The sequence below is a fragment of the Tsukamurella spumae genome (genome assembly GCF_012396015.1).
Taxonomy (GTDB): Bacteria; Actinomycetota; Actinomycetes; order Mycobacteriales; family Mycobacteriaceae; genus Tsukamurella; species Tsukamurella spumae.
This window is the reverse complement of record NZ_JAAXOQ010000003.1, coordinates 1-26,582: the sequence shown is the minus strand read 5'-3', so window position 1 is coordinate 26,582 and position 26,582 is coordinate 1. Positions and strand designations below refer to the sequence as shown.

31 protein-coding genes, 1 tRNA gene and 1 riboswitch are annotated in these 26,582 nt (G+C 69.8%); of the genes, 12 read left to right on the top strand and 20 right to left on the bottom strand.

The annotated features are described in order from the left end of the window. Positions 1-2 precede the first annotated feature (2 nt). From nuoK to HF999_RS02920, 13 genes are all read right to left on the bottom strand, one after another. On the bottom strand, positions 3-302 hold the full coding sequence (gene nuoK / locus HF999_RS02980; protein ID WP_168544459.1) for an NADH-quinone oxidoreductase subunit NuoK: 300 nt from the start codon (positions 300-302) through the stop codon (positions 3-5). Beyond that, complete coding sequence (locus HF999_RS02975) at positions 299-1,099, bottom strand: NADH-quinone oxidoreductase subunit J (protein WP_168544458.1); 801 nt, start codon at positions 1,097-1,099, stop codon at positions 299-301. Before HF999_RS02975 ends, nuoK begins: the two co-directional genes overlap by 4 nt. Next, positions 1,096-1,599, bottom strand: a complete 504-nt coding sequence (nuoI, locus tag HF999_RS02970) for an NADH-quinone oxidoreductase subunit NuoI (protein WP_168544457.1) — start codon at positions 1,597-1,599, stop codon at positions 1,096-1,098. Before nuoI ends, HF999_RS02975 begins: the two co-directional genes overlap by 4 nt. Beyond that, a complete protein-coding gene (gene nuoH, locus HF999_RS02965; protein ID WP_168544456.1) occupies positions 1,592-2,914 on the bottom strand; it encodes an NADH-quinone oxidoreductase subunit NuoH in 1,323 nt (440 codons plus the stop codon). The genes nuoI and nuoH overlap by 8 nt, the downstream gene beginning before the upstream one ends. After that, entirely contained in the window at positions 2,911-5,256 is a 2,346-nt protein-coding gene (locus tag HF999_RS02960; protein WP_168544455.1) for an NADH-quinone oxidoreductase subunit G, read from the bottom strand. Before HF999_RS02960 ends, nuoH begins: the two co-directional genes overlap by 4 nt. Beyond that, positions 5,253-6,593 (bottom strand): NADH-quinone oxidoreductase subunit NuoF, encoded by a 1,341-nt coding sequence (gene nuoF, locus HF999_RS02955; protein ID WP_168544454.1) that lies wholly within the window; start codon positions 6,591-6,593, stop codon positions 5,253-5,255. The genes HF999_RS02960 and nuoF overlap by 4 nt, the downstream gene beginning before the upstream one ends. Next, positions 6,590-7,324, bottom strand: a complete 735-nt coding sequence (nuoE, locus tag HF999_RS02950) for an NADH-quinone oxidoreductase subunit NuoE (protein ID WP_168544453.1) — start codon at positions 7,322-7,324, stop codon at positions 6,590-6,592. The genes nuoF and nuoE overlap by 4 nt, the downstream gene beginning before the upstream one ends. Beyond that, the gene (locus tag HF999_RS02945; RefSeq protein ID WP_168544630.1) at positions 7,321-8,580 is read right to left on the bottom strand and encodes an NADH-quinone oxidoreductase subunit D; all 1,260 of its coding nucleotides are present in this window, start codon (positions 8,578-8,580) and stop codon (positions 7,321-7,323) included. Before HF999_RS02945 ends, nuoE begins: the two co-directional genes overlap by 4 nt. Positions 8,581-8,606: 26 nt before the next feature. Then, positions 8,607-9,329 (bottom strand): NADH-quinone oxidoreductase subunit C, encoded by a 723-nt coding sequence (locus tag HF999_RS02940; protein ID WP_168544452.1) that lies wholly within the window; start codon positions 9,327-9,329, stop codon positions 8,607-8,609. Then, complete coding sequence (locus HF999_RS02935) at positions 9,326-9,901, bottom strand: NuoB/complex I 20 kDa subunit family protein (protein ID WP_210733415.1); 576 nt, start codon at positions 9,899-9,901, stop codon at positions 9,326-9,328. Before HF999_RS02935 ends, HF999_RS02940 begins: the two co-directional genes overlap by 4 nt. After that, entirely contained in the window at positions 9,871-10,233 is a 363-nt protein-coding gene (locus tag HF999_RS02930) for an NADH-quinone oxidoreductase subunit A (RefSeq protein WP_168544450.1), read from the bottom strand. Before HF999_RS02930 ends, HF999_RS02935 begins: the two co-directional genes overlap by 31 nt. Positions 10,234-10,371: 138 nt before the next feature. Continuing rightward, the gene (locus tag HF999_RS02925) at positions 10,372-10,767 is read right to left on the bottom strand and encodes a DNA-binding transcriptional response regulator (RefSeq protein WP_168544449.1); all 396 of its coding nucleotides are present in this window, start codon (positions 10,765-10,767) and stop codon (positions 10,372-10,374) included. Positions 10,768-10,795: 28 nt separating this feature from the next. Continuing rightward, positions 10,796-11,773 (bottom strand): isopenicillin N synthase family dioxygenase, encoded by a 978-nt coding sequence (locus HF999_RS02920; RefSeq protein WP_168544448.1) that lies wholly within the window; start codon positions 11,771-11,773, stop codon positions 10,796-10,798. 151 nt (positions 11,774-11,924) lie between these two features. Between HF999_RS02920 and eno the strand changes: the two genes are divergently transcribed. From eno to HF999_RS02895, 5 genes are all read left to right on the top strand, one after another. Further along, positions 11,925-13,208: a phosphopyruvate hydratase gene (eno, locus tag HF999_RS02915; protein ID WP_168544447.1), complete on the top strand. Its 1,284-nt coding sequence runs from the start codon at positions 11,925-11,927 to the stop codon at positions 13,206-13,208. Positions 13,209-13,239: 31 nt separating this feature from the next. Then, positions 13,240-13,659, top strand: coding sequence for an FtsB family cell division protein (locus HF999_RS02910; protein ID WP_168544446.1), 420 nt, complete (start codon positions 13,240-13,242; stop codon positions 13,657-13,659). Further along, on the top strand, positions 13,659-14,186 hold the full coding sequence (locus tag HF999_RS02905) for a DUF501 domain-containing protein (protein WP_168544445.1): 528 nt from the start codon (positions 13,659-13,661) through the stop codon (positions 14,184-14,186). Before HF999_RS02910 ends, HF999_RS02905 begins: the two co-directional genes overlap by 1 nt. Beyond that, entirely contained in the window at positions 14,183-15,151 is a 969-nt protein-coding gene (locus tag HF999_RS02900; protein ID WP_168544444.1) for a Ppx/GppA phosphatase family protein, read from the top strand. Before HF999_RS02905 ends, HF999_RS02900 begins: the two co-directional genes overlap by 4 nt. Before the next feature lie 90 nt (positions 15,152-15,241). Then, positions 15,242-15,523, top strand: a complete 282-nt coding sequence (locus tag HF999_RS02895) for a hypothetical protein (RefSeq protein WP_168544443.1) — start codon at positions 15,242-15,244, stop codon at positions 15,521-15,523. A gap of 33 nt (positions 15,524-15,556) precedes the next feature. Here HF999_RS02895 and HF999_RS02890 read toward each other — a convergent pair whose 3' ends face one another. Then, a complete protein-coding gene (locus HF999_RS02890; RefSeq protein WP_168544442.1) occupies positions 15,557-15,871 on the bottom strand; it encodes a DMT family transporter in 315 nt (104 codons plus the stop codon). Positions 15,872-15,889: 18 nt separating this feature from the next. After that, a riboswitch (guanidine-III (ykkC-III) riboswitch) is annotated at positions 15,890-15,951 on the bottom strand. 141 nt (positions 15,952-16,092) lie between these two features. Between HF999_RS02890 and HF999_RS02885 the strand changes: the two genes are divergently transcribed. After that, positions 16,093-16,659: a dihydrofolate reductase family protein gene (locus HF999_RS02885; protein WP_168544441.1), complete on the top strand. Its 567-nt coding sequence runs from the start codon at positions 16,093-16,095 to the stop codon at positions 16,657-16,659. A gap of 128 nt (positions 16,660-16,787) precedes the next feature. Beyond that, a complete protein-coding gene (locus HF999_RS02880) occupies positions 16,788-17,765 on the top strand; it encodes an AraC family transcriptional regulator (protein ID WP_168544440.1) in 978 nt (325 codons plus the stop codon). Here the strand turns inward: HF999_RS02880 and HF999_RS02875 are convergent. The 3 genes from HF999_RS02875 to HF999_RS02865 all read right to left on the bottom strand — a co-directional run bounded on the left by HF999_RS02875 (position 17,749) and on the right by HF999_RS02865 (position 19,949). Further along, positions 17,749-18,750, bottom strand: coding sequence for an MDR family NADP-dependent oxidoreductase (locus tag HF999_RS02875; RefSeq protein ID WP_168544439.1), 1,002 nt, complete (start codon positions 18,748-18,750; stop codon positions 17,749-17,751). The two genes, HF999_RS02880 and HF999_RS02875, sit on opposite strands and share 17 nt — an antisense overlap. Continuing rightward, on the bottom strand, positions 18,747-19,697 hold the full coding sequence (locus tag HF999_RS02870; protein WP_246207142.1) for a polysaccharide deacetylase family protein: 951 nt from the start codon (positions 19,695-19,697) through the stop codon (positions 18,747-18,749). The genes HF999_RS02875 and HF999_RS02870 overlap by 4 nt, the downstream gene beginning before the upstream one ends. 178 nt (positions 19,698-19,875) lie before the next feature. Next, a tRNA-Leu gene (locus HF999_RS02865) sits at positions 19,876-19,949 on the bottom strand. A gap of 84 nt (positions 19,950-20,033) precedes the next feature. Here HF999_RS02865 and HF999_RS02860 point away from each other — a divergent pair. The 3 genes from HF999_RS02860 to HF999_RS02850 all read left to right on the top strand — a co-directional run bounded on the left by HF999_RS02860 (position 20,034) and on the right by HF999_RS02850 (position 21,849). Next, on the top strand, positions 20,034-20,240 hold the full coding sequence (locus HF999_RS02860; protein ID WP_168544438.1) for an RNA polymerase subunit sigma-70: 207 nt from the start codon (positions 20,034-20,036) through the stop codon (positions 20,238-20,240). A gap of 18 nt (positions 20,241-20,258) precedes the next feature. Beyond that, on the top strand, positions 20,259-20,798 hold the full coding sequence (locus HF999_RS02855) for a Clp protease N-terminal domain-containing protein (protein ID WP_168544437.1): 540 nt from the start codon (positions 20,259-20,261) through the stop codon (positions 20,796-20,798). A gap of 124 nt (positions 20,799-20,922) precedes the next feature. Beyond that, on the top strand, positions 20,923-21,849 hold the full coding sequence (locus HF999_RS02850; RefSeq protein ID WP_168544628.1) for a Bax inhibitor-1/YccA family protein: 927 nt from the start codon (positions 20,923-20,925) through the stop codon (positions 21,847-21,849). A 61-nt stretch (positions 21,850-21,910) separates the two neighbouring features. Here the strand turns inward: HF999_RS02850 and HF999_RS02845 are convergent, their stop codons facing one another. Next, positions 21,911-22,828, bottom strand: coding sequence for an SGNH/GDSL hydrolase family protein (locus HF999_RS02845; RefSeq protein WP_168544436.1), 918 nt, complete (start codon positions 22,826-22,828; stop codon positions 21,911-21,913). A gap of 71 nt (positions 22,829-22,899) precedes the next feature. Here HF999_RS02845 and HF999_RS02840 point away from each other — a divergent pair, with 71 nt between their 5' ends. Both HF999_RS02840 and HF999_RS02835 read left to right on the top strand, forming a co-directional pair. Next, a complete protein-coding gene (locus tag HF999_RS02840; RefSeq protein WP_168544435.1) occupies positions 22,900-24,282 on the top strand; it encodes a cystathionine beta-synthase in 1,383 nt (460 codons plus the stop codon). A gap of 14 nt (positions 24,283-24,296) precedes the next feature. Then, positions 24,297-25,469, top strand: coding sequence for a cystathionine gamma-synthase (locus tag HF999_RS02835; RefSeq protein ID WP_168544434.1), 1,173 nt, complete (start codon positions 24,297-24,299; stop codon positions 25,467-25,469). On the opposite strand, the gene HF999_RS02830 is transcribed toward HF999_RS02835, so the two are convergent. After that, complete coding sequence (locus HF999_RS02830; RefSeq protein WP_168544433.1) at positions 25,462-25,926, bottom strand: hypothetical protein; 465 nt, start codon at positions 25,924-25,926, stop codon at positions 25,462-25,464. The two genes, HF999_RS02835 and HF999_RS02830, sit on opposite strands and share 8 nt — an antisense overlap. A gap of 245 nt (positions 25,927-26,171) precedes the next feature. Beyond that, complete coding sequence (locus tag HF999_RS02825; RefSeq protein WP_168544432.1) at positions 26,172-26,429, bottom strand: hypothetical protein; 258 nt, start codon at positions 26,427-26,429, stop codon at positions 26,172-26,174. Positions 26,430-26,582 lie beyond the last annotated feature (153 nt).

The following is a 26,582-nucleotide window of genomic DNA, read 5'->3' as shown; positions in this document are numbered from 1 at the left end:
TCTCACCGCCTCAGCAGGTGCGGCTCGTCGACGGACACGGACCGTCGGACCCGGAAGATCGCGATGATGATCGCCAGCCCCACGACCACCTCCGCGGCGGCCACGACCATGGTGAAGAAGGCCAGCACCTGTCCCTGCGGCACGGCGTGGATCCGGCCGGCCGTGACGAGCGCGAGGTTGGCGGCGTTGAGTATCAGCTCGACGCACATGAACACGACGATGGCGTTGCGGCGCAGCAGCACCCCGGCCGAGCCGATCGCGAACAGCAGTGCCGCGAGATACAGGTACAGGTGCGGATTCACGGCGACACCTCGCTCTCGTCCGGGGCCCGGACGTCGTCCCGCAGGGTCGACGGTGTCTCGTCGTCCAGCGTGTTCGTGCGCCCCGGCAGGGCCCGCCGCTGCTCGGGGGACCGCGCGACGAGGGTGTGGTTGACGGAGTCGGGGGCGGGCGTACCGTCGGGCAGCAGGGCCGGGAGGTCGACGGCGTTGCCGAGCGCGTACACCCCGGGATTCGGCAGCGGGGTGGCGCGGCGGCCCTCGCGGAATCGGCGGATCGACTGCTCGCGCTGGGAGAGCGCCGTGGAGAGCTTCTCGCGGTGGGCCAGGATCATCGCGCCGAGCGTCGCGGTGATGAGCAGTGCGGCGGTGAGCTCGAAGGCCCACAGGAAGCGCACGAAGACGGTGTCGGCGAGGGCCTCGACGGAGTTCGGCGGGTACGGCGACCCCGCGCGGCCGGGGTCCGGGGCGGGCAGTACCGCGCGGGCGACGAGGCTGACGAGCAGGATGCCGAAGCCGAGCCCGGCGACGGCGGCCGCCACACGATGCCCGCGCAGGGTCTCCACGAGTGAGTCGGAGGAGTCCACGCCCACGAGCATCACCACGAACAGGAACAGCATCATCACCGCGCCGGTGTAGACCACGATCTGCACGACGCCGAGGAACAGGGCGCCCTGCGCGATGTACGCCACCGCGAGCAGGATCATGGTGGCGGCCAGGCACAGAGCCGAGTAGACGGCCTTGGACGCGAGGACGACGCCCAGCGCGAACAGTACGGCGGGCACGGCCACGATCCAGAAGGCGCATTCCTCTCCGGTCACTCGTCCACCTCGCCCCGGTAGTAGTCGGCGGCGGTGAGGCCCTCGCGCATCGCGTGCGGCGGCGGCTGCTCGCCCTCGTGCAGCGGGGCGAGCAGGTCGTCCTTGTCGTAGATCAGCGCGCCGCGGTCGCGATCGGCCATCTCGTAGTCGTCGGTCATGGTCAGCGCGCGGGTGGGGCACGCCTCGACGCACAGGCCGCAGCCGATGCACCGCAGATAGTTGATCTGATAGGTACGGCCGTACCGTTCACCGGGGGAGTAGCGCTCCTCCTCGGTGTTGTCGGCGCCCTCGACGTAGATCGCGTCGGCGGGGCAGCTCCAGGCACACAGCTCGCAGCCGATGCACTTCTCCAGTCCGTCGGCGTACCGGTTGAGCTGGTGTCGTCCGTGGTACCGGCCGGCCACGGGCGCCTTCTGCTCCGGGTAGCTCTCGGTGACCGGCTTGCTGAACATCGTGCGCAGGGTCACGCCGAACCCGGCGAGTCCGAGGGGATCAGCCATGGGACGCCTCCTTCGCGTCGGCCTCGCTCGGCAGGGCTCGTCGGGCGGGTTCGGGCAGGTACTGGCCGGGCATCGGCGGCACGGGGAAGCCGCCGGCCATCGGGTCGAAGGGCAGGGAGATCAAGGCCCGATCGATGCCGGGCTCCGGTTCCTTCTGACGACGGTGCCGCACCATCAGCACGGCGATCACGACGAGGGTGAAGGCCAGCGAGACCACGGGGGCGAGCACCGACGCGTCGTGGCCCGCCAGCGCCCACGCCTGGATCGCGCCGGCGACGAGCACCCACACGAGCGCGGTGGGGATGAGCAACTGCCAGCCGAACCGCATGAACTGGTCGTAGCGCAGGCGCGGGAGCGTGGTGCGCAGCCAGATGAAGCCGAACATGAAGCACCACACCTTGCCCACGAACCAGAGCACCGGCCACCAGCCGGAGTTCGCGCCCGCCCACATGTTCAGCGGCCACGGCGCATGCCAGCCGCCGAGGAACAGGGTGGTCGCCAGCGCCGACACCGTGGTCATGTTCACGTACTCGGCGAGCATGAACATGGCGAACTTCAGCGAGCTGTACTCGGTGTGGAAGCCGCCGACGAGCTCGCCCTCCGCCTCGGGGAGGTCGAACGGCGCGCGGTTGGTCTCGCCGACCATCGAGACCACGTACACGGCGAACGAGGGCAGCAGCAGGAAGACGTACCAGGTGCCGTTCTGTGCGGCGACGATCCCGGAGGTGGCCATGGTGCCGGCGTACAGGAACACCGCGGCGAAGCTCAGGCCCATCGCCACCTCGTAGCTGATCACCTGGGCCGTGGAGCGCAGGCCGCCGAGCAGCGGGTAGGTCGAGCCGGACGACCAGCCCGCCAGCACGATGCCGTACACGCCGATACTGGTGATCGCGAGGATGTAGAGCACCGCCACCGGAAGGTCGGTGAGCTGCAACGGCGTCCGCGTACCGAAGACCGAGACCTCGGGGCCGAACGGAATCACCGCGAACGCCATGAACGCGGGGATGGTCGCGATGATCGGCGCCAGCAGGTACACCGGCTTGTCCACCCCGGCGGGGGTGATGCCCTCCTTGAGCGCCAGCTTGATGCCGTCGGCCAGGGACTGCAGGACGCCGAAGGGGCCCACCCGGTTCGGTCCGTACCGATGCTGCATCCGCGCCATCACCTTGCGCTCGATGAGGATCGCGGCGAGCACCGTCAGGACGAGGAAGGCGAACACCGCCACGGCTTTCGCCAGGACCATCCACCACGGGTCACGACCGAAGGCGGACAGGTCGACGGGGTCGTGCGGCCCGAGTGCGAGGATGCCGGTCATCGCGGGTACCCCCACTGATTGATCGACACGACGGATCCCGGCGGGACTCGGAGCGTCTCGAACACCGTGCTGTTCGGCGAGTTCCGCGGTATCCACACCACCCGGTCGGGCATCTCCGTGATCGCCAGCGGAAGCGTGATCGTGCCGTGTGCGGTGGAGACGACGACGAGGGAACCGTCGGCCACCTGGATCTCGCGGGCGGTGTCCGCCGACAGCCGCGCCACCGGGCGCCGCGCCGTGGCCGCGAGGTCCGGCTCGCCGTCCTGCCCGCGCCCCAGGTCGAGCAGCTGCCGCCACGAAGCCAGCAGTGCCTCACCCGGTCGGGGGGTGTCGACGGTGGCGGCCTTGGCGGGCACGGGACGTCGGGGCGGCCGGACGGTGCCCAGCGCGCGGAGGGCGGCGGCGGCACCGTCGACATCCGTGAAGCCGAGGTCGGCGCGCAGGGACCGCGCGAGGACCGCGAGCACGCGGGCGTCGGGGAGCGCGCTCGGTGCGGGAAGCGCGGCACCGAAGGGGCGCAGCCGTCCCTCCCAGTTCTGGAAGGTGCCGGAGCGCTGGGTCACCGTCGCCACCGGGAGCACCACGTCGGCGCGGGCGGTGACCTCCGATTCGCGCTGTTCGAGACTCACGACGAAGGCGGCGTCGAGGGCGCGGCGCGCCGCGTCGGGGTCGGGGAGGTCGGCGAGGTCGACGGCGCCGCACACCAGTGCGGGGACGTCGCCGGCGGCGGCGGCCGCGAGGATCCCGGCCGTGTCGCGTCCCGGCCCCTCGGGAAGTGGACCGCCCCAGAAGGTCTCGAGCTCGGTCCGGTGCGCCTGGTTGGTCGCGAGGCGACCGCCGGGAAGCATCCCCGCGAGGGCTCCCGCTGCCACGGCCCCGGGCTCGCCGGCGCGGCGGGGGATCCATGCCAGGTGGGCGCCGGTGGTCTCCGCGAGGGCGGCGGCCGCGGCGAGCGCGCCGGGCGACTCGACGAGCCGCTCGCCCACGAGGATGACCGTGCCGTCGCCGCGGAGCCGCTCCGCCAGGGACGGATCGGTGAGGGCGGCGGGCTCCCCGCCGGGCGCGCAGGTGATCAGTTCGCCGTTCAGCCGGGCCAGCCCGCGGGAGGTGAAGGGAGCGACCGACAACACCCGGGTACCCCCGGCCCGCACCGACTTGCGCAGCCGCAGGTGCACGATCGGCGACTCCTCCTCGGGCTCGAAGCCCGCGAGCAGTACCACCGGCGCACGTTCGAGGTCGGCGTAGGTCACGCCACCCGCGGTGCCCGAGGCGAGGAAGGCCGCCTCCTCCGCGCTGTGCGGCCGGATCCGGAAGTCGATGTCGTTCGTGTGCAGCGCGATCCGCGCGAAGGCGGAGTACGCGTACAGGTCCTCGACGGTGCCGCGGCCGCCGGCCAGGACGCCCGCGGCGCGGCCGGCCAGCCCCTTCGCCGCCGCCGCGATCGCCTCGGGCCACGAGGCGGGGGCCAGCGCACCGTCGGCACCGCGGACGAGCGGCGTGGTCAGTCGGTCCGGCCGGGTCGCGTAGGCGAAGGCCCAGCGACCCTTGTCGCAGTTCCACTCCTCGTTGACCTCGGGGTCGTCTCCGGCCAGCCGGCGCAGCACCTCACCTCGGCGGTGGTCGGTGCGCAGGCCGCATCCGCTGGCGCAGTGCTCGCAGGCCGACGGCGTGGAGGTCAGGTCGAAGGGCCGGGCGCGGAACCGGTACGTGGTGTTGGTGAGCGCACCCACGGGGCAGATCTGCACCGTGTTGCCGGAGAAGTACGAGTCGAGCGGCTGATCGCCGGCGACGCCGACCTGTTGCAGGGCACCGCGATCCATGAGCTCGATGAACTCGTCGCCCGCGACCTCCTCGGAGAACCGGGTACAGCGCGCGCACAGCACGCACCGCTCCCGGTCGAGCACGATCTCCGCGGACAGGGGGATCGGCTTGGGGTAGGTGCGCTTATCGGCGGCCGGGAAGCGGGAGACGGCCCGACCGGCGGACATGGCCTGGTTCTGCAGCGGGCATTCGCCGCCCTTGTCGCACACCGGGCAATCGAGCGGGTGATTGACCAGCAGCAGTTCCATCACGCTGCGCTGGGCGCCCGCCGCCACCGTCGACGTGGCCTGGGTGCGCACCACCATGCCGTCGGTCACCGTCGTCGTGCAGGACGCGAGCGGCTTGCGCTGGCCCTCCACGTCGACCAGGCACTGGCGGCACGCCCCCGCGGGGGCGAGCAGGGGATGGTCGCAGAACCGGGGGATCGCGATGCCCAGCTGTTCTGCGGCGCGGATCACGAGCGTCCCCGCGGGGACCTCGATCTCGACGCCGTCGATGCTCGCCCGGACCGTCTCCGTCATAGCGCACCTCCCGGAACGGGCGCCTCACGCATCGATGCCGCGGGGTCGAAGGGGCACCCGCCCTCCGCGACGTGCCGCTCGTACTCGTCGCGGAAGTGGGTGAGCGAGGACATGATCGGGCTCGCGGCGCCGTCGCCGAGCGCGCAGAAGGCCTTGCCGAGCACGCCGTCCGCCACATCGGCGAGCGTGTCCAGGTCCTCCGTGCGGCCCTCGCCCTCCTCGAGCCGGCGCAGCAGGCGAACGAGCCAGTAGGTTCCCTCGCGACACGGCGTGCACTTGCCGCACGACTCGTGTGCGTAGAACTCGAGCCAGCGCAGTACGGCCCGCACCACGCACACGGTGTCGTCGAAGACCTGCAGCGCCTTCGTGCCGAGCATCGAGCCGACGCCGGCGACGCCCTCGTAGTCGAGGGGCACGTCGAGGTGCTCGGCCGTCAGCAGCGGGGTCGACGAACCTCCGGGCGTCCAGAACTTCAACTCGTGTCCGGGACGCACTCCGCCCGCCAGCTCGAGCATCTCCCGCAGAGTCACGCCCAGCGCCGCCTCGTACTGGCCGGGCCGGACCACGTGGCCCGACACCGAGTACAGCGTGAAGCCGGGCGACTTCTCGCTGCCCATCGTGCGGAACCACGCCGCCCCGTTCGCCAGGATCGCCGGAACACTCGCGATGGACTCGACGTTGTTGACGCAGGTCGGCGAGGCGTACAGGCCGGCGACGGCGGGGAAGGGCGGACGCAGGCGCGGCTGGCCGCGTCGGCCCTCCAGCGAGTCGAGCAGCGCCGTCTCCTCGCCGCAGATGTATGCGCCGGCGCCGCCGTGCACCACCAGATCGAGGCTGAACCCGCTGGGCCCGATGGGGGTTCCCAGATAGCCGGCGGCGTACGCCTCGGCGACCGCGGCGCGCAGGCGTCGCTGAACGGCGAGCACCTCACCGCGCACGTAGATGAACGCCCGCCGCGCGCGGATGGCGTAGGACGCGATGATCACGCCCTCCACCAGGGTGTGCGGCGTCGCGAACATGAGCGGCATGTCCTTGCAGGTTCCGGGCTCCGACTCGTCGGCGTTCACGACGAGGTAGTGCGGCTTGTCGGCGCCGGGCTTCGGGGGTTCGCCCTCGCGCAGCTGCGGGATGAAGCTCCACTTCAGGCCCGTCGGGAAACCCGCGCCGCCGCGGCCTCGCAGGCCGGACTCCTTCACCACCTCGATGACCTCGTCGGGCGTCATGGCCAGCGCGCGTTCCAGACCGGAGTATCCGCCCGCCGCGCGGTAGGCGTCGAGGGTCCACGGTTCCGGGTCGCCCCAGTGCGCGGAGAGGACGGGGGTCAGCTGCGCGGTCATGACGGCGCACCTCCCTCGGCCTCGCGCGCTGCCCGCAGGCCGGCCATCGTCGGGGCGCCGCCGGCACCGGACGCCGAGACCGCGCCCGGTCGGGTGTCGTCGAAACCCGCCAGCAGCCGGGCGGTCTCGCGGAAGGTGCCCAGGGGAGCGCCGCGGGTGGGCGACGGTGCCCGGCCCGCCCGCAGCGCATCGACCAGCTCGCGGGCGCTCGCAGTCGTCTGGTCGTCGAAGAACTCCCAATTGACCATCACCACGGGCGCATAGTCGCAGGCCGCGTTGCACTCGATCCGCTCGACGGTGACGGCGCCGTCGTCGGTGGTACCACCGGGTGGGATGCCCAGATGGTCGCAGAGCGCGGCGAGGATCGCATCGCCCCCGAGCACCGCGCACAGCGTGGTGGTGCACACGCCCACGAGGTACTCGCCCGTGGGTCCGCGGCGGTACATCGAGTAGAAGGTGGCCACCGAGACCACCTCCGCAGCGGTCAGTCCCAGTGTGCGGGCGCAGAACTCGATGCCCGCCGGGGTGACGTACCCGTCCTCGGACTGCACGAGGTGCAGCAGCGGCAGCAGGGCCGAGCGGGACTCGGGGTAGCGCGCGACCAACTCGGACGCGTCGGCGGTCAGCCGCTCGAGCACGTCGGCCGGGTACTCGGTGGGCGCGCCGGGCCGGTACAGCTGCACCGACTCCTGCGGCCGCGCACCGAATTCGAGGAAGACGGGGTCGCTCATCGGTCGACACCTCCCATCACGGGATCGATGCTGGCCACGGCCGCGATCACGTCCGAGACCATGCCGCCCTCGCACATCGCCGCCACTGCCTGCAGGTTCGTGAACGACGGATCGCGGAAGTGCACCCGGTACGGGCGGGTGCCGCCGTCGCTCACCGCGTGCACCAGCAGCTCGCCGCGCGGCGCCTCCACCGACACCGCGACCTGCCCCGGCGGAACGGCGAAGCCCTCGGTGACAAGCTTGAAGTGGTGGATCAGCGATTCCATGGACTCACCCATGATCTCCGCGATGTGGGCCCGCGAGTTGCCCAGTCCATCCGGCCCGACCGCGAGGTCCGCCGGCCAGCCGAGCCCGGCGTCGTCGATCATGACCGGGCCGGGAGCGAGCCTGTCGAGGCACTGCTCGACGATGCGCAGCGACTCGGTCATCTCCAGGACCCGGATCAGGTAGCGGCCGTAGCAATCGCAGCCGGTATCGGTGATCACGTCGAACTCGTAGTCCTCGTAGCCGCAGTAGGGCTCGGTGCGACGGAGATCGTGCGGCAGGCCGGTGGAGCGCAGCACCGGTCCGGTGACGCCGAGCGCCATGCACCCCGTCAGGTCGAGATAGCCGATGTTCTTGGTGCGCGCGATCCAGATCGGGTTCTCGGTGAGCATCGACGACATCGCGGCGAGCTGCTTCGGCAGCGACTTCAGCAGGTTCCGGATCTGCGGAACGGCCTCGTCCGGGAGGTCGGCCGCGACGCCGCCGGGCCGGACGTAGGCGTGGTTCATCCGCAGCCCGGTCACGGTCTCGAAGACATCGAGGATCTGCTCGCGGATCTCGAATCCCTTGAGCATGGGGGAGACCGCGCCCAGCTCCATGCCGCCCGTGGCCAACGCCACGAGGTGGCTGGTGATCCGGTTGAGCTCCATCAGCATCACGCGGATCACGCTGGCGCGCTCGGGGATCTGCTCGGTGACTCCGAGCAGCTTCTCGACGGCGAGGCAGTACGCGGTCTCGTTGAACAGCGGCGCCAGGTAGTCCATGCGGGTGACGAAGGTGGTGCCCTGGGTCCAGGTGCGGAACTCGAGGTTCTTCTCGATACCGGTGTGCAGGAACCCGATCCCGCAGCGCGCCTCGGTCACCGTCTCGCCGTCGAGTTCGAGGATGAGCCGCAGGACGCCGTGCGTGGAAGGGTGCTGGGGGCCCATGTTGACGACGATCCGTTCCTGGCCGATCGCCTCGGCGGCGATGTCGTCCCAGTCGGAACCCATCGCGGTGAACTCGCTCTGGTCGGTGGTCACGAGTACGACCTCCGGGTGTCGGGCGCCGCGACCTCGGCGCCGTGGAACTGAACGCCGATGCCGCCCAACGGGTAGTCCTTGCGCTGCGGGTGGCCCTCCCAGTCGTCCGGCATTTCGATCCTGGTCAGCGACGGGTGCCCGTCGAAGACGATGCCGAAGAAGTCGAAGGTCTCGCGCTCGTGCCAGTCCGTGGTGGGGTACACCGCGAAGAGCGACGGAACGTGTGGATCGGAATCGGGACAGGAGGTTTCGAGTCGCAGCCGGCGACCGTGCGTGATCGACTGCAGGTGCGTCACGGCGCGCAGCTCGGCGCCCGTGTCCTCCGGGAAGTGCACGCCCGAGGTGCCGAGGCACATCTCGAACCGCAGATCCGGCCGGTCGCGCAGGAGCCGTGCCACCGTCACGACGCTCTCGCGCGGCACGCGCAGCGTGACCTCGCCCCGGTACACGATCACCGCGCTGACCGCCTCCGCGAGGTCCGGCGCACCGTCGGTCTCCGTCAGTGCGGTACGCAGCCCCGCGAGCACCCCGTCGTAGCCCTCGGGCAGTGGCTCCTCGCCGGGCCCGGGCATGGCGACGGGTCGCGTGATCCGGCCGTACCCCGAGGTGTCGCCCGTACCGCCGCTGAACATGCCGGAGCGCGTGCGCACCACGTCCTGCTCGGCCGCCACGGGCTCCACGACGCCGCCGGGCTCCCGGCTCTCGGGGGAGTCGGTCATCGCAGCAGGCCCTTGAGCTCGATCGTGGGGCGTGCGGCCATCGCGGCTTCCTCCGCGGCCCTGCGGGCCGCCTCGCGGTTCACGCCCATCGGGGTCTCGGCGACCTTCTCATGGAGGGCGAGCAGGGCGCCCAGCAGCATCTCGGGCCGCGGCGGGCAGCCGGGGAGGTAGATGTCCACCGGCACCACGTGATCGACGCCCTGCACCACCGCGTAGTTGTTGAACATCCCGCCCGAACTGGCGCAGACCCCCATGGCCAGCACCCATTTCGGCTCCGCCATCTGGTCGTACACCTGCCGCAGCACCGGCGCCATCTTCTGGCTGACGCGGCCCGCGACGATCATCAGGTCCGCCTGCCGCGGCGAGGCGCGGAAGGCCTCCATGCCGAAGCGGGCGATGTCGAACCGCGGACCGGTGGTGGCCATCATCTCGATCGCGCAGCAGGCCAGGCCGAACGTGGCCGGCCACAGCGATCCCTTGCGTGCGTATCCTGCGACCACCTCGAGCGTCGACAACAGGAAACCGCCCGGCACCTTGTCTTCTATCCCCACTCCAGGCCTCCCCGCCGCCATTCGTACGCGTAGGCCACCGTGACGTTCACCAGGAACAGGCCCATGGCGAGCAGGCCGTACACGCCCAGCACATCGAAATGCACGGCCCACGGATAGAGGAAGACGATCTCGATGTCGAAGATGATGAACAACATCGCCGTCAGGTAGAACTTCACCGGGAACCGGCCACCGCCCGACGCGGGTTCGGGGGACGGGTCGATGCCGCACTCGTAGGCCTCGAGCTTGGCGCGATTGATCCGGCGGGGTCCGACGAAGCGGGCGACGCCCACGGAGAACACGGCGAAGGCGGCCGCGATCGCCCCCAGTACGAGGATGGGCACGTACAGGTTCACGGCGATGCTCCTTCCGCGGTGTCAGCGAAATCCCCGTCAGCAGAACCGGTTAGGCTCCCCTGAGTGAAGTTGTGAGCTACATCACAACTATAGGTCCACCGTGTGATCGGGGTGGGGTTTTGGGGCGAGCGTGTCGAGTCAGAGCGTTGCCGTCGCGAGCAGGCGGCCCGCCGCCTCCGCGAGCTCGAACGGGTCGAGGGGATGGCTCACCCAGTCGTCCGCCTGGGACCAGCGTGCCAACCAGCCGTCCGCGCGGCGGGCGGTGATCACGAGCAGCGGCGGGCACGGATCGATCTCGTCGCGAACCTGTCGCGCCAGGCCCATCCCGCCCGCCGGGGACGATTCACCGTCGAGCACGGCCAGGGCGACGCCGCCCTCGTCGAGCCGGGCGATGACGGCCTGCGCGGTGGCCGCCTCGAGCACGGTGATCGGGGGTCTGTCCGGTGCGGGCCGGGTCCCCAGGGCGGCGGTGATCTCCGCGCGATGCCGCGCGTTGGAGCTGTAGACGAGGACGAGCGGGGCTGCGCCGGTCATGGTCCCCATGATAGGGACGTCGGTCGGGTTACGAAGCGGTTTGCGGGTAGTACCGCGCGGCGACGTCCGGATGCGCCCGCAGGCGGCTCTTCCAGGCGTTCTCGCCGTAGGTGTCGAAGATCGGGTTGTCGGGGTCGACGGTGACCCCCGTCCGCAGGTCCGCCGGAAGCGGAAGGTGCGGCATCCGCGCCGTCACGGCGGGATTGAAGAAGTACGGCACCGAGATCCGGTCCGCGCCCGTGCGGCGGTTCACCACCCGGTGCTCGGTGGCGTTCAGGTACCCGTCCGTACCGACCTCCAGCATCTCGCCGATGTTGACGATGATCGCGCCCGGCAGCGGCGGCACGTCGACCCATTCGCCGGCGCCGGGCGGTAGGACCTGTAGCCCTTCCGAATCGGGGTCGACGAGCAGCAGCGTCAGGACGCCCGAATCCTTGTGCGCGCCGACGCCCTGATCGGAGTCCGTCCCCGCCGGATACCGCACGATCTTGATGAGTGTGGCCGGCTGGACGGCGAAGGCCGCGTCGAAGACGTACGGGTCGGCGCCCAGTGAGCGCGCCCACGACCGCAGCAGCGTGCGCGAGACGCGGGCGAGGTCGGCGTCCCAGCGCTCCATCGCCGGGCGCAGGGCGGGCAGCGCGGCGGGCCACTGGTTCGGGCCGATCAGGTTCAGGTAGTCCGGGCCGGAGGCCGACGGTGCCGCGGCCTCGTGTCCGATGTCGATCTGCTCGCGCCAGTCCACCGCCCCGCGCGTGAGCTCGCCGCCGAGCCGCGTGTAGCCGCGGAAGTGCGGCGAGTTCGTCATCGCGATCGCGTCCTTGTCGGCCTGCGGGAGATCGAAGAACGCGCGCGCCAGCGCGAGCACCTCGTCGATCCGCTCCTGCGGGACGCCGTGGCCTGTGAGGTAGAAGAAGCCGACCTCGTGCGCAGCCGCACGGACGGCACCGTCGAACCGTTCGGGTTCCGTATCGAGCAGAGACAGGTCCAGGACGGGCACGGTGTTCATGCCCGCAGGGTAGCGCCGGGCGCGCGCGGTATGAACGGATTCGATCGGTGTGATCGCACTATCGCGCGCGCCGGGCTTCGCGTCGCGACCGTCGGGCACTAGGCTGGCCGATGAGTTGCCCCCGAGCTCGGCCAGTGCACAAGGAGAGACCGTGTCCGAAATCATCCAGGTAGGCGCCCGCGAGATCCTCGATTCCCGTGGCAATCCCACGGTGGAGGTGGAGGTGGTGTTGGCCGACGGTAGTTTCGCTCGGGCGGCGGTGCCGTCGGGTGCGTCGACCGGTGAGCATGAGGCTGTGGAGTTGCGTGATGGTGGTGATCGTTACCTGGGTAAGGGGGTGACGAAGGCCGTTGAGGGTGTGCTGGAGGTGATCGCGCCGGAGGTGATCGGTATCCCGGCGGATGAGCAGCGGATCATCGATCAGACGCTGCTGGATCTGGATGGCACCCCGGATAAGAGCCGTCTGGGTGCGAACGCGCTGCTGGGTGTGTCGCTGGCGGCGGCGAAGGCTGCGGCGGAGTCGGCGGCGTTGCCGTTGTTCCGTTACCTGGGTGGGCCGAACGCGCACATTCTGCCGGTGCCGATGATGAACATTCTCAACGGTGGTGCGCATGCCGATAGTGGTGTGGATGTGCAGGAGTTCATGGTCGCGCCGATCGGGGCGGAGACCTTCAAGGAGTCGCTGCGGTGGGGTGCGGAGGTGTATCACGCCTTGAAGTCGGTGCTCAAGAAGAAGGGCCTGAACACCGGCTTGGGTGATGAGGGTGGTTTCGCGCCGTCCGTCGCCGGTACGCGGGAGGCGCTGGAGTTGATCTCGGAGGCGATCGCCACCACCGGCCTGACGTTGGGGTCGGATGTGGCGTTGGCGTTGGATGTCGCGGCTACCGAGTTCTACGGTCCGGAGGGGTACAGGTTCGAGGGTAGGACGCTGACGGCTGCGGAGATGGGTGAGTTCTACCGTGGTCTGGTCGGTGAGTTCCCGCTGGTCTCGATCGAGGATCCGTTGTCGGAGGATGATTGGGAGGGGTGGGTTGATCTCACTGATGCGATCGGCGAGAAGGTGCAGTTGGTCGGTGATGATCTGTTCGTGACCAATCCGGAGCGTCTTGAGGACGGTATTGCTCGTGGTGCTGCGAATGCGTTGCTGGTGAAGGTCAATCAGATCGGTACGTTGACGGAGACCTTGGATGCGGTGGCGTTGGCGCATAACAATGGTTACAAGTCGATGATGAGTCATCGTTCGGGTGAGACGGAGGATACGACGATCGCTGATCTTGCGGTCGCGGTCGGGTCGGGTCAGATCAAGACCGGTGCTCCGGCGCGCAGTGAGCGGGTGGCGAAGTACAACCAGTTGCTGCGTATCGAGGAGGAGTTGGGGGACGCGGCGCGGTACGCCGGCGACACCGCCTTCCCGCGCTTCGAGTTCAACAGCTGACCGACCGACAGAGCAGAAGGAGCACAGCACCGTGAGCAGCAGGTCCCGCCTCGTGCGAACCCCGTCCGGCGGCGAAGGCCGTTCGGACGGACGGAGTGCGGGGCGCACCATCGTGCTGTTCCTGGTGCTGTGCGTCCTGGCGCTCACCCTCGCGGTGCCCGTGCGGACCTACCTGTCCGAGCAGGCGCGTGAGGACAAGGTGGCCGCCGAGCACGCCCAGCTGATCTCGGACATAGCCCGGCTCGAGGAGCAGAAGCGGTTGCAGGACGATCCGGAGTACATCAAGGCGCAGGCCAGGATCCGGCTGCAGTACGTGATGCCGGGAGAGACGCCGTACCGCGTGCAGGTACCCGGAGCGCCGGCGCCCTCGGCCGAACAGGTCGAGGCCGATCGGGCCAAGCAGAACCCCTGGTACACCAATGTCTGGCGCACGATCGCGGTGCCGCACTGATGAGTGGAGCCGTTGTCGCCCAGGCGGATCTGGACCGGGTCGCCGAGCAGTTGGGCCGCGCCCCGCGCGGCGTCCTCGCCGTCGCCTATCGCACGCCCGACGGTGAGCCCGCCGTCGTCAAGACCGCGCCGCGGCTGCCCGACGGTACGCCCTTCCCGACTCTGTACTACCTGACGGATCCGCGGCTCACGGCTGAGGCGAGCCGGCAGGAGAGCGCGGGCGTCATGCGCGAGATGGAAGCACTGCTCGCCGCCGACGAGTCGATCGCCGAGAACTACCGCGCAGCGCACCAGCACTACCTCCAATCGCGGAACGCGTTGGAGGACCTGGGAACCGACTTCACCGGCGGCGGCATGCCGGACCGGGTGAAGTGCCTGCACGTCCTCATCGCGTACGCGCTCGCCGAGGGGCCCGGCGTCATCCGCCTGGGCGACGAGGCCGTGGCCCTCGCCGCGGCGGCCGGTCTGCGCGGCAGCGCCATTCCCGCCGATTGGCCGGAGCCGCAGTTCCCCTGGGGCGGTCGGTGAACGGTCCCTTCCCGGGTGTCGTCGCCGCGATCGACTGCGGCACCAACAGTATTCGCCTGTACGTCGCGCGCGCGGAGTCGGCCGGGCTCGTGGAGCTGCACCGGGAGATGCGGATCGTCCGCCTCGGCCAGGGCGTGGACGCGACGGGCGAGTTCGCCGCCGAAGCACTCGAGCGAGTCCGCGTCGCGCTGGACGAGTACGTGACCACCGCGATCGGCCTGGGTGCCACCCGGGTACGCATGGTCGCGACGTCCGCCGCCCGCGACGTGTCGAACCGGGAGGCCTTCCTCGAACTCACCGCCGCCGCACTGGGGCGGATCACGCCCGGCGCGCGGGCCGAGGTGATTGCCGGCACCGAGGAGGCCGAACTGTCGTACCGCGGGGCGACCGCGGGGCTCGCGTCCGCGGATCCGGTGCTCGTAGTGGACCTCGGCGGCGGATCGACGGAGCTCGTCGTGGGTTCCGGTGGCACTGTGGCGCATGCCTTTTCCGCAGACATCGGCTGCGTGCGGATCACCGAGCGTGCGCTGCACACCGATCCGCCGCCCCCCGCCGAGGTCGCCGAGGCGACCTGGCACATCGACGCCGCGCTCGACGGTGCGACCGCCGTCGTCCCGCTCGACGGCGTACGGACCTGGATCGGCGTCGCCGGCACCTTCACCACACTGGCCGCGCTCGCGCTCGGCCTCGACGAGTACGACCCGGTCCGGATCCACGGCGCGCGAGTTCCACTCGGCGACCTCAGCGTGCTCTGCCGTCGGCTCGTGCGGATGACCGCCGCCGAGCGACTCGCGCTGGGCCCCATGCATCCCGGCCGCGCCGACGTGATCGGCGGCGGTGCGCTGGTCGCACTGCGCCTCGCCGAGCGGCTCGCTGCGGTGGGCGTCACCGAACTGGTCGTATCGGAGCACGACATCCTGGACGGCATCGCCATGGGGCTGGCCGATGCCGACCCCGCGAATTAACGCACTGTTGACGAACTCACAGCCTCGCGGCAGCGCACGGGGAGGTCTCGTCGCCTAACGTCAATCGCGTACGGCGAAAGGGAGTCGGAGATGAAGAACGTTGCTGCGGAGGGCGTGGTCGTGGTGCTGGACGGCACCGATGCGACGGCCCGCTTGGTGAGCGACCTGTGCGGTTCCGGAACCCGAGTCACGGCCGTGGGGTCGAACTTCCGGGACGTGGTCTCCGTGCTGTCGGGCGATGTCTACGCCCTGGTCGCCGACCTCGGCGACCAGGAGCAGTGGGAGACCGCGCTGCGCCGCGCCGAGGCGCGCCACGGCACCGTCGAGCGCGTGCTGGATCCCGGCAACCGCCTGGCCACCCGCGCGGCCTGAGCCCCCGCGGGCGCCGGTGCGGGCCGAGCGGCGTCAGTGGGCGAGCTTGAGTCCGATCACGCCGCCCACGATGGCCATGATGCAGACGACCTTGACCAGGGACGCGGACTCGGCGCCGGTGGCCATCGCGTAGACCACGGTGAGGGTGGCACCGATGCCGACCCACACGGCGTACGAGGTGCCGACCGGCAGATCCCGCATCGCGAACGCGAGTCCGCCCATGCTGGCGACCAGAGCGACCCCGAACACGATGGACGGCGCGAGCCGGGAGAATCCCTCGGACTTGCCGAGAGCGGTGGCCCAGACGGCCTCGAGAACACCGGATACGACCAGAACGATCCATGCCATGATGCGAACCTCCTCGGGTTCGCACCGTCTTTTCGCTGGCCGGGTACGGTGCGCCTCGTCCGGATGTCCTTCGACGCCCTTCAGAGTACCCGAGCCCGAGGATCGCGCGACCACTCTTCGTAGTCCGTGCAGGGATCTTCGCGCGCAGGGCCACTTTCCGGACCGGAACGGTGGAGAATACAGGCGACGGAAGATGTTCCTGACGAGGTGGTGAGTCGCTGATGCGCAGCGTGACGTATTCCCTGAGCACGTCGGCGGACGGGTACATCGTGGGGCCGGACGGCACGTTCGACTGGTCCCAGCCCGACGAGGAGGTCTTCCGGTTCGCCACCGATGAGGTGCGTGGCCTGGGTGTGCATCTGATGGGTCGCAGGCTCTACGAGACGATGCTGTACTGGGACGACGCCGCACAGACCCAGCCGCTCGACGCCGACGAGCGGGACTTCGCCGTGCTCTGGAAGGCGCTTCCCAAGGTCGTGTTCTCGCGGACGCTGTCCGCGGTGCGCGGCGCCAATACCCGTCTGGCCGAAGGTGATCTGGCGGTGGAGATCGCGCGACTGCGCGCCGAGCCCGGCGCGGGGAACATCGGTGTCGGCGGGGCGGGCCTTGCCGCCGAGGCGGCGCGTCTGGGGCTGATCGACGAGTACCGGGTCCGGGTGTATCCGGTGCTGGTCGGCGGCGGCGTTCCCTACTTCCCGCAGCAGGGGCGGATGACCGCACTGGAGCGGATCGGTTCCCGCACCTTCGACTGCGGCGTGGAGTTCGTTCACTACCGCGTGCCGCGCTGAGGGCCACAGCTGCGCAACCGCGGCTCCGTCTGCCCGGTCCGCCCGCGCATAGAACCGCCCCGCCTCAGGTGTGGTCATCGCGGCTGATCCGGCCCCAGGCCGTGGATCTCGGACCTAGCATCGCTTCCATGGTCAGTTCGGGGAGGTTCGTCAGCACGACGACGGTCCGCGCGGACGAGGGCTGGCAGGAGCAGGTGTCGCGGCTTCACGGACAGTTCAAGATCGATGTACCACGGCATGCGGCGCGGTACACCGGCACGATCCAGTGGCACCTCGGACAGCGGTACCGGCTCCTGCGGTGGTCAGGGGAGGCCGAGCGGCTCACCCGGGGTGCGTCCGAGGTGAAGTCCGACCCTGTCTCGATGTACGAGTTGGTCGTCCCGCTCGCCGGCGAACCCGTGATCGAATCGGGTGTTCGGGACATCCGTCTCTCACCGGGCGAAATGGCGCTCGTTCGTCTGGACACTGCGATAAGCGTCGTGCATACGGATCCTTGCACCGCACTTGCGCTCCTGATCCCGGAGTCGGAGATTGCCGCCCGAGTCCCTCGATCGGTTCCGCTGATGCACATCGACCGACGGAGCGGCCTCGGGGCAGTCGGCTTCGAGGCCGCTCGTGGCTTGTTGAGCGAAGCGAGCGGGCTGACGGACGCGATGTTCGATGCGGCCGCACGCCACGTTCTCGATCTGCTGCTCCTCGCGAGCCGCGGGGAGGCGGGCGCGAGGGACGCGACGGGCGAGATCGATGCCGCGATCCGCGGGTACGTCAGGCAGCACGCGGGCAGCGCGGACCTCGACCTCACCTCGATCGCCCGTGCCCTGGGATGGTCTGTTCGACGTATCCAGCAGGTTCTGCGACTGAGTGGTACCACCGCCACCGAGTTGATTCGAACCGAACGTCTCGGTCTCGCTCAGACGCTGCTGGCTTCGCAGGACGGCCGTCGATTGTCGATCAGCGACATCGCGTTCATGTGCGGCTTCTCGAGCCACTCGTCGTTCTGCCGCGCATTCCGGAGTGACCTCGGCCTGTCTCCGTCGGACTTCCGCGCGCAGGGTCCGGACGCGGCCGCTGATGCAGTTTCGCCCGTCGTCACTCCTCGAAGGTGATCATGACCTTGCCGAGCTTCTCTGCGCCGCCGAGTAGCGCCGCCATCGCGCGCGACGCTGCGGCCGGGCCGGAGAACGCGGTCATCGGAGCGGCTAACCGCCCGTCCGCCAGCAGCGCACGCGCCTCGTTCTCAAAGGATGCCCGCAGGTCGTCGTGATCGGTCACGAGGAATCCTTGGAGGCGCAGTCGCCTGATGATGACCTCGGAGATGTTGCGCGGACTGGCGGGGCCCTTGGCGCCGTAGCCGGAGATCATTCCGCACGCCGCGATACGCCCCCCGATGCGCATCGCACCGAGCGCCGCCTCGAGGTGATCCCCGCCGACGTTGTCGAAGTAGACATCGAGCCCGGCGGGAGCCAGCGCCCTGAGTTCATCGGCGAGGTCACCGTTCCGGTAGTCGATCGCCACGTCGACGCCGATCTGCTCCCGCAGGTAGCGACACTTGTCCGGACCGCTGGCAGAGCCGATCACACACGCGGCGCCTCGCGCCTTGGCGAGCTGAGCTGCGACCGAACCCACTGCCCCCGCGGCGGCCGAGACCCAGATCGTCTCTCCGGCTGTGAGTCCCATCAATTCGAGCCCGGTGTACGCGGTCAGCCCGGGTGCGCCGAGTGCCCCCAACCACATCTCCGGGGGTACACCCGGAGATGGATCGATCGGGGTGGTCGCCGTGCCGTCGGCAACCACGAACTCCTGCCAACTACCGGTGCACAGCACCCAGTCGCCGGCCGCGCGGTCCTCGCATCGTGATTGGACTATGCGCCCCACCAGGCGCGACTGAACAGGCTCGCCGATTGTGAACCTCGGCGCGTACGTGTCCACACTCAATCGGGGAATCATCGACGGATCGACGCTGGCGGAGGAACACTGAATCAACACCTCCCCTTCGCCGGGATCCGGGACCGGGCCCTCGACCTCCTCGAAGCAGTCGAAGTCCTCACGGGCCGAAGGCCTCCGGGTCAGAACGATCCGGCGGCCCGTCACTCCCATGACCACAGCGTCCGGTCGCCGCCCGCGCGTGTAGCCATGCGGTGGGTCATATCGTCATACACGGCGAAGGGGTCCTCCCCATCGGGCAGCACCGCGGTCAGTACCCGACCCATGACCTCGGCCGAGTACGGTGTGATCCGGTCTCCCACCGCCTCCGTCAGGCGCTGGAGGTGGTTGCGGAACAGGGGGGAGACCGGAGACATCAGGCGGTTCACCGGATGTTCCATCGCCTCCGCGAGCCCGATGAACTCCGCACCGTGCTCCACGAAGCGGGCGAATACATCGCCGAGGGTGTCCTGCGCGATCGGCGTGGCGTGAATCAGCCAGATCAGCGGCGGCTCGGAACCGAGGGTCCGTTCGGCGGCATCCCGGGATGCGAGCAGATGATGTACGGCAGCGTCGATGTACGTCCGCCGCAGCATCGCTGCGGTCTCCCGATCCCCGTTCGATAGTGCGCGCTCGTACGGCGCGATCCACGCGAAGTCGCCGAACCAGGCGGTGATGGGTGCGTTGACGTATCCCTGGCGCCGGAGATGATCCTCTACCTCGCCTCGCTTCTGCTCCGTCTCACCCGTCATGTCCATGGCGTACCGAAAGGTCTTGAGCGGAGCCTGCTCCACGAATTCGCCGATGTAATCCTCGGCGCGCTTGATGTCGTCGACGTATTGTCTTCCCGATACCCAGTTCAGGCACGCATGCGTGTGGGTGTGGTTGCCGAGGTGATGTCCGGCATCGACCCAGCGCTCCAGCACCTCGCGCATCCGCGGATCGTCCTCGACGGGTGCGGTATGGGGAAAGCCGAACGCGTCGACGCCGTGATCGACGAAATGTTGGAGGAAAGCCTCCAACACCGTGAAGGGCGTGTACCCCGCAGGCATCGGCGTCCCGTCCCACAGGAGCAGTTCATCCACAGTCACTGAGATCTTCATGCCTATCAGCATCTCGTGATGTGATGCGAGTCACTTGTCGTCAGACGCAACGATCTATACCTCGCGTGTAACAGGGGCGGGCGGTGGCCAGCCGAACTGCGTGAACTCAATGCCGAGGGGGCTGTGGAGGCGACGGAAGTCGCGGCGCGTCGGGACTCGCGGCCGAACCTCTGTGTTGGGCGGAACTCCGTGCCCCCAGTCGGACTCGAACCGACACTGCGCGGATTTTAAGTCCGCTGCCTCTGCCAATTGGGCTATGGGGGCGCCGGGAAAGAGTAGCGCGCGGCGCACCGTCGAACTTGTCAACATGCGTTGACAGCCGGATGGTGTCAACGTAGATTGACGGTCGTGAGCTCACCACCCACCCTCGTCGGATCGGCGGCATCGGAGGACCCCGCGAAGGGGCTCCGGGCCGTCGTCGCACTGCGGAAGCTGGCCGATCAACTCGAGGCGGTCCAGGTGTCCAATGCTCGGAACCTCGGATGGTCCTGGCAGGACATCGCGGAACATCTCGCGGTCAGTCGCCAAGCGGTGCACAAGAAGTACGGCAAATAGCCGGGAAGCAGGAACATCATGTTCGAACGGTTCACCAGGAGTGCGCGTGTCGCTGTAGTGCTCGCCCAGGAGGAGGCGCGCGATGCCGGCGCCGATCGGATCACCCCCACGCACCTGCTGCTCGGGGTGCTCGGCACCGTCGAGGGGGATCTGCAGAGCGAGCTCGTCGAGGTCGGGCTCACCGTGGACGCCGTGCGCGCCGCCGATGTGGGGCGCGTGCTGACCGATGAGGACGCCGTCGCCCTCAAGGGGGTCGGTATCGACCTGGCGGCCGTCGCGGACGCGGTGTCCGAGCGCTTCGGCTTCGACCTGCTGCGCCCCGTGCGCAAGCGATTCCGCGCGGGCAACATCCCCTTCGGGCCCGGCGCCAAGAAGACGCTGCAGCTCGCGCTCCGTGAGGCCGTGAACAGGAAGGATCGCAGCATCGGGGGTGCTCACGTCGTGCTCGGCGTGCTGGGCAGCGACGATGCGGAGTCGCTGGCCGCGGTGGAGTCCGTCGTGCCGCGCGACGAACTGCGTCGACGCCTGTACGACCTGCTGGATCGCCCCGCGGCATGAGGATCCTGCGGGAGCGCCGGAACTTGGTTAAGCTGTTCGTAAAGAACGGTCGAATGCGGGAACGCAACCATCGGCCCGTTCGTTGAACGGTATGTAGGTGCACGACCAGGGAAAGGACCCCACGGTGCGCGAGAGCAGCAACCCGATCTTCCGCGGGCTGACGAACGACACCCGCCAGGCGGGTGCGCCCGCGGGCTACCCGCAGCAGGGCTACCCGCAGCAGGGCTACCCGCAGCAGGGATACCAGCAGGGCATGAACATGGGCATGGGCGCCGCCGGCGCCGCTCAGGGCATGCAGTTCCAGCAGTACCAGCAGCCGCCGCAGGCCCCGTACCAGCAGGGTGCGGGAACGCGGTCCATGACCATCGACGACGTGGTCACCAAGACCGCGTCCACGCTCGGCGTGCTCATCGTCACGGCCGTCATCTCGTACCTCCTCGCGAGCGCGAACCCGAACCTGGCGGCCCCGCTGTCGATCGTCGGCGCCCTCGGTGGCCTCGTCCTGGTGATGATCGCCAGCTTCGGTCGTAAGCAGGACAACCCCGCCATCGTCCTGTCCTACGCGGCCCTCGAGGGCCTGTTCGTCGGCGCGATCTCCTTCGTCTTCTCGTTCACCGTCCAAGAGATCAGCGGTGGTGCGCTCATCGCGCAGGCCGTCCTCGCGACGATCGGTGTCTTCGTCGGCATGCTCGTGGTCTACAAGACCGGTGCCATTCGGGTCACACCGCGATTCACCCGGATGCTGTTCGCAGCGTTGATCGGTGTGGTCGTGATGGCGCTGGGCAGCGCGGTGATCGGCCTGTTCAGCAGCGGTCCCGGCCCGTTGCGGAACTTCCAGGAGAACCCCACGATCGCGGTGATCTTCTCGCTGGTGTGCATCGGGGTCGCGGCGTTCAGCTTCCTGCTGGACTTCGACCAGGCGGACCAGCTGATCCGCGCCGGCGCACCGTCGAAGGCGGCGTGGGGCGTGGCCCTCGGCCTGACCGTCACCCTGGTCTGGCTGTACGTCGAGATCCTGCGCCTGCTGAGCTACTTCTACAGCAGCGACTAGCAAGTGATAAGTCCGAACGCCCCGCAGCCCGGCTGCGGGGCGTTCGGCGTCTGCGGGATCGTCAGGCGCGGTGCAGGACCCGGGTCAAGCGCGCCGTCAGGCCGTTCGCGTCGGCGGCCGGGGAGACCTCGGGCGGCGACGGCAACGGACCGTGCCATTCCCCGAGCGCCGCGAGGACCTCGGGGAGCAGCAGGCGTGCCGCGAGCTCGTAGCCGGCCGCGGACGGATGGAAGTTGTCCGGCGAGAACATCCGCTCGGGGGCCTCGAGGAACTCGGGGGTCAGGGTGTCGGCGAACGGGACGGGGTGGCCGCCCGCGGCTAGCACGTACGCCCGCTGCCGCGCTGCCAGCTGCAGACCGTACCGCCGGATCAGCGACCGCAGGGGCTGCGGGATCGCCTGCACCACCCCGATGTCCGGGCACGTGCCCACGACGACCTCGGCGCCCGCGCCGCGCAGCTGGGCGACCGCCGCGCCGAGGCGCCGCGCCGACGGCTCGATCGAGTTGAGCGCCGTCACGTCGTTCGCGCCCACGATGATCACCGCCACGTCCGGGATCTGCTTGGCGATGAACGCGGCCTCGATCTGTGCCGCGAGACCCTTCGACGTCGCGCCGACGATCGCCTTGACCGCGAGCCGCACCGTGCGCCCCGTCTCGGCCACCACGCCGCGCGCGAGGAGCACGCCGGGCGTGTGCTCGGCATCGTCGACCCCCAGCCCTGCGGCCGTGGAATCGCCGAAGACCATGAGGCTCACGTCCGCGACGTGGTGCGGCCCGGGCCGCTCGACGACCGCGGTGCCGGGGGAGTAGATCCCGTCCTTCGACGGTGCCTTGTCGGTGCGGTGCGGGATGACGGTGCGCGCGGTCCGCGCCTGCTTGGTGAGCAGGGCGTAGGCGCCCCAGGTGGCTCCGGCGCCGCTGACGGCGGCGGCCGAGGTGTACAGCGCGTCGCGTGTCATGCGGCTTCGGGAGTACCCCATGAGTGCCAATCTACTGCCCGACCCGGGCACCGGCCGTGAGGCGGGCCGGGCCGTTCTGGGACCATGGAGGCATGCGTATCGCAGGACACGTCAGCGAGTTGATCGGCGACACCCCACTGGTGCGACTCAACTCCGTGGTGAAGCCCGGATCCGGCCTGGTCGCGGCCAAGATCGAGTACCTCAACCCCGGCGGGTCCAGCAAGGACCGGATCGCGGTGAAGATGATCGACGCCGCGGAGGCCTCGGGCGAACTGAAGCCGGGCGGCACGATCGTCGAGCCGACCTCCGGCAATACCGGCGTCGGCCTCGCGATCGTCGCGCAGCAGCGTGGCTACAAGTGCGTCTTCGTCTGCCCGGACAAGGTCAGCGAGGACAAGCGCAACGTGCTCAAGGCCTACGGCGCCGAGGTCGTGGTGTGCCCCACCGCGGTGGCGCCCGAGCACCCGGATTCGTACTACAACGTCTCCGACCGGCTGGTCCGCGAGATCCCCGGCGCGTGGAAGCCGAACCAGTACTCCAACCCCAACGGTCCCGCGTCGCACTACGAGACCACCGGCCCGGAGATCTGGCGCGACACCGAGGGCAAGATCACCCACTTCGTGGCGGGCGTCGGCACCGGCGGCACCATCACCGGCACCGGCCGCTACCTCAAGGAGGTGTCCGGCGGCAAGGTCAAGGTCGTCGGCGCCGACCCCGAGGGCTCGGTCTACTCCGGCGGCACGGGCCGCCCGTACCTCGTCGAGGGCGTGGGCGAGGACTTCTGGCCCACCGCCTACGACCCCGACATCCCCGACGAGATCATCGCCGTCTCCGACGCCGATTCCTTCGAGATGACCCGACGCCTCGCCCGTGAGGAGGGCCTGCTCGTCGGCGGCTCGTGCGGCATGGCCGTCGTCGCGGCGCTGCGCGTCGCGGAGCGGGATCCGGATGCGGTCGTCGTCGTCCTGCTGCCCGACGGTGGCCGTGGTTACCTGTCGAAGATCTTCAACGACAAGTGGATGTCGAGCTACGGCTTCCTGCGTGCGCCGCTCGACCCGAACGAGCAGGAGGCCCTCGTCGGCGACGTCCTGCGCGGCAAGAAGGGTGAGCTGCCCGACCTGGTGCACACGCACCCGTCGGAGACCATCCGCGACGCCATCGAGATCCTCGCCGAGTACAACGTCTCGCAGATGCCCGTCGTGGGCGCCGAGCCGCCGATCATGGCCGGCGAGGTCGCGGGTGCGGTGACCGAGCGGGAGCTCCTCTCCGCGGTCTTCGAGGGCCGCGCCGAGCTGGCGGACCCGGTGAGCAAGCACATGGGCCCGGCCTTCCCGCTCATCGGTGCGGGCGAGCCGATCTCGGCGGCCAACGCCGCGCTCCGCGAGTCCGACGCGCTCATGGTGATCGACGACGGTAAGCCCGTCGGCGTGATCACTCGGCACGACGTGCTGAACTACCTCTCCCACGGCAAGTAGAAAGGGCCTCGAACATGAGTGAGCAGAAGAGCGCGATCGACAAGCATGCGGCGCAGGGCTTCTCGACCCGTGCGATCCACGCCGGCTACGAGCCCGATCCGCTGACCGGCGCGGTCAACGTACCGATCTACGCCAGCTCCACCTTCGCCCAGGACGGCGTGGGCGGCATGCGTGGCGGCTTCGAGTACGCCCGCACCGGGAACCCCACCCGGCGCGCGTACGAGGCGAACCTCGCCGCGATCGAGGAGGGGACCTTCGGCCGCGGCTTCGCCTCCGGCATGGCGGCCACCGACTGCATGCTGCGCGCCGCGCTGCGCCCCGGCGATCACCTCGTCATCCCCGACGACGCGTACGGCGGCACCTTCCGCCTCATCGACAAGGTCTTCTCGCAGTGGGGGATCGAGCACACCCCCGCGCCGATCAACGACGTCGACGCGGTGCGCGCGGCGATCCGCCCGAACACCAAGTTGGTGTGGATCGAGACGCCGACCAACCCGCTGCTCAACATCGGCGACATCGAGGCCCTCGCCGGGGTCGCGCACGATGCCGGCGCGAAGCTGGTGGTGGACAACACCTTCGCGAGCCCCTACCTGCAGACGCCGCTCGCGCTCGGCGCCGATGTGGTGCTGCACTCGGTGACGAAGTACCTGGGCGGCCACAGCGACACCGTCGGCGGCGCGCTGATCACCAACGACGAACAGCTCGACACCGACTTCGCGTTCCTGCAGAACGGCGCGGGCGCGGTGCCCGGCCCGTTCGACGTGTACCTGGCGCTGCGCGGCATCAAGACGCTCGGCGTGCGCGTGGATCGCCACTGCGACAACGCCGAGCGGGTCGTCGAGTTCCTCTCGGGCCGTCCGGAGGTGTCGACGGTGCTCTACCCGGGCCTGGAGAACCACCCGAACCACGCGGTCGCGGCCAAGCAGATGAAGCGCTTCGGCGGCATGATCTCGGTGCGCCTGGCCGGCGGTCGTGAAGCGGCGCAGCGGTTCTGCGCGCGGACCGAGATCTTCACGCTCGCCGAGTCGCTCGGTGGCATCGAGTCCCTGATCGAGCACCCGGCGGCCATGACCCACGCCTCCACCGCGGGGTCGCAGCTCGAGGTGCCCGAGGACCTGGTGCGCCTGTCGGTCGGTATCGAGGACATCGGCGACCTGATCGCCGACCTGGAGAACGCGCTCAGCTGATCCCGCAGTACTGCCAGAGTCCACGCTCGTAGCGGAAGCGCACGGTCGTCGTGGCGACGCCCTGATCGGCACCTGTCCGGACGGGGTGCGTCACGACGACCGTCGCGTCGTCGCCCCGGATGGCGACCGCACCGTCGAGCCAGGGCACCGGCGGATAGCGCCGGTCCGCGGGGTCGAACGACCCGAGGATCCGTCGGCACATCGCAGTGCTGACGTCTTCGCCGGAACCGGCGTCCCTACTGAACAGGCCCGCCCGGAAACGCACGGAGACCTCGTCGTGGCGATCGTGCACGACCGGGTCCGAGAGCGCGTGGGCGAGGAGGACGAGCACCCCGACGGCGGCGGCCAGCGCGGCAACGGCGACGACGAGAACGAGCGCGATCGCCGCCGTCACGACGACGCCGACGAATGCGGCCGGATTCCGCTGTCGCAACGGTGCCTGGTAGGGGTTCACCACCGCCTGATCGTGCGGCTCGGACCTTGCCGCCCTCTTGCGCGCCGCTTGCCCCGCCCGCGGCCGCCCGCGGCCGTTCCCGGTCGACGGGGACCGGCGGGCCCGCTCGGGCATAACGACTCGGTCACCATCTGAACCTTCGACTTCCCCTTCAGGGTTCATGAGACTAATGTGGTGGTTGTTGTAGAACGTGATACAAGTGGCTGGAGTGAGTTCTTGAGGCCCAATCAGAGCCGAAAGGTCCGCAATTACGCGATCGCGGGGAGCGCCCTCGCGATCGCGGCCGCCGTCGCGGTCGGATGCGGTGTGACCGGCACCGATACCAACCGCGCAGGGTCGAGCCTGACCTTCGATCCGCTGCCCTCGGCGCCGTCCGGCGCCTCGGCCGCCCCCGGTTCGGGCGTCAATCCAGGTGCGCTGCCGTCCGGGCAGGCGGCCCCGGTTCCGTCCCCGCCGGCGCCGGCCACGATGACCGTGGTCGTGCCGCCGCCCAGTGCGGCGGCCAAGCCCCAGCCCACCGTCCCCGGAACGCCCGCGCCCCACGCATCGTCCCTCGGTCTCGGAAGGCGAGCAGGTGGTCTTCGGCCGGCCCGACGGGGTCGACGGGGCCTTCGCGCCCGACGCGGTGCGCCGCGCGGTCGACGGCCGCCCGCAGCCGC

Bases quoted from the DNA above. Each gene is read 5' to 3' on its own strand.
- HF999_RS02935 (WP_210733415.1), bottom strand. From the start codon at position 9,901: ATGGCGGCGGGGAGGCCTGGAGTGGGGATAGAAGACAAGGTGCCGGGC.
- nuoI (WP_168544457.1), bottom strand. From the start codon at position 1,599: ATGGCTGATCCCCTCGGACTCGCCGGGTTCGGCGTGACCCTGCGCACG.
- HF999_RS02925 (WP_168544449.1), bottom strand. From the start codon at position 10,767: ATGACCGGCGCAGCCCCGCTCGTCCTCGTCTACAGCTCCAACGCGCGG.
- HF999_RS02880 (WP_168544440.1), top strand. From the start codon at position 16,788: ATGGTCAGTTCGGGGAGGTTCGTCAGCACGACGACGGTCCGCGCGGAC.
- HF999_RS02905 (WP_168544445.1), top strand. From the start codon at position 13,659: ATGAGTGGAGCCGTTGTCGCCCAGGCGGATCTGGACCGGGTCGCCGAG.
- HF999_RS02945 (WP_168544630.1), bottom strand. From the start codon at position 8,580: ATGGGTTCCGACTGGGACGACATCGCCGCCGAGGCGATCGGCCAGGAA.
- HF999_RS02960 (WP_168544455.1), bottom strand. From the start codon at position 5,256: ATGACGGAGACGGTCCGGGCGAGCATCGACGGCGTCGAGATCGAGGTC.
- HF999_RS02920 (WP_168544448.1), bottom strand. From the start codon at position 11,773: ATGAACACCGTGCCCGTCCTGGACCTGTCTCTGCTCGATACGGAACCC.
- HF999_RS02890 (WP_168544442.1), bottom strand. From the start codon at position 15,871: ATGGCATGGATCGTTCTGGTCGTATCCGGTGTTCTCGAGGCCGTCTGG.
- HF999_RS02870 (WP_246207142.1), bottom strand. From the start codon at position 19,697: ATGCTGATAGGCATGAAGATCTCAGTGACTGTGGATGAACTGCTCCTG.
- nuoF (WP_168544454.1), bottom strand. From the start codon at position 6,593: ATGACCGCGCAGCTGACCCCCGTCCTCTCCGCGCACTGGGGCGACCCG.
- HF999_RS02840 (WP_168544435.1), top strand. From the start codon at position 22,900: ATGCGTATCGCAGGACACGTCAGCGAGTTGATCGGCGACACCCCACTG.
- HF999_RS02855 (WP_168544437.1), top strand. From the start codon at position 20,259: ATGTTCGAACGGTTCACCAGGAGTGCGCGTGTCGCTGTAGTGCTCGCC.
- HF999_RS02895 (WP_168544443.1), top strand. From the start codon at position 15,242: ATGAAGAACGTTGCTGCGGAGGGCGTGGTCGTGGTGCTGGACGGCACC.
- nuoH (WP_168544456.1), bottom strand. From the start codon at position 2,914: ATGACCGGCATCCTCGCACTCGGGCCGCACGACCCCGTCGACCTGTCC.
- HF999_RS02940 (WP_168544452.1), bottom strand. From the start codon at position 9,329: ATGACCGACTCCCCCGAGAGCCGGGAGCCCGGCGGCGTCGTGGAGCCC.
- HF999_RS02885 (WP_168544441.1), top strand. From the start codon at position 16,093: ATGCGCAGCGTGACGTATTCCCTGAGCACGTCGGCGGACGGGTACATC.
- HF999_RS02835 (WP_168544434.1), top strand. From the start codon at position 24,297: ATGAGTGAGCAGAAGAGCGCGATCGACAAGCATGCGGCGCAGGGCTTC.
- HF999_RS02845 (WP_168544436.1), bottom strand. From the start codon at position 22,828: ATGGGGTACTCCCGAAGCCGCATGACACGCGACGCGCTGTACACCTCG.
- nuoE (WP_168544453.1), bottom strand. From the start codon at position 7,324: ATGAGCGACCCCGTCTTCCTCGAATTCGGTGCGCGGCCGCAGGAGTCG.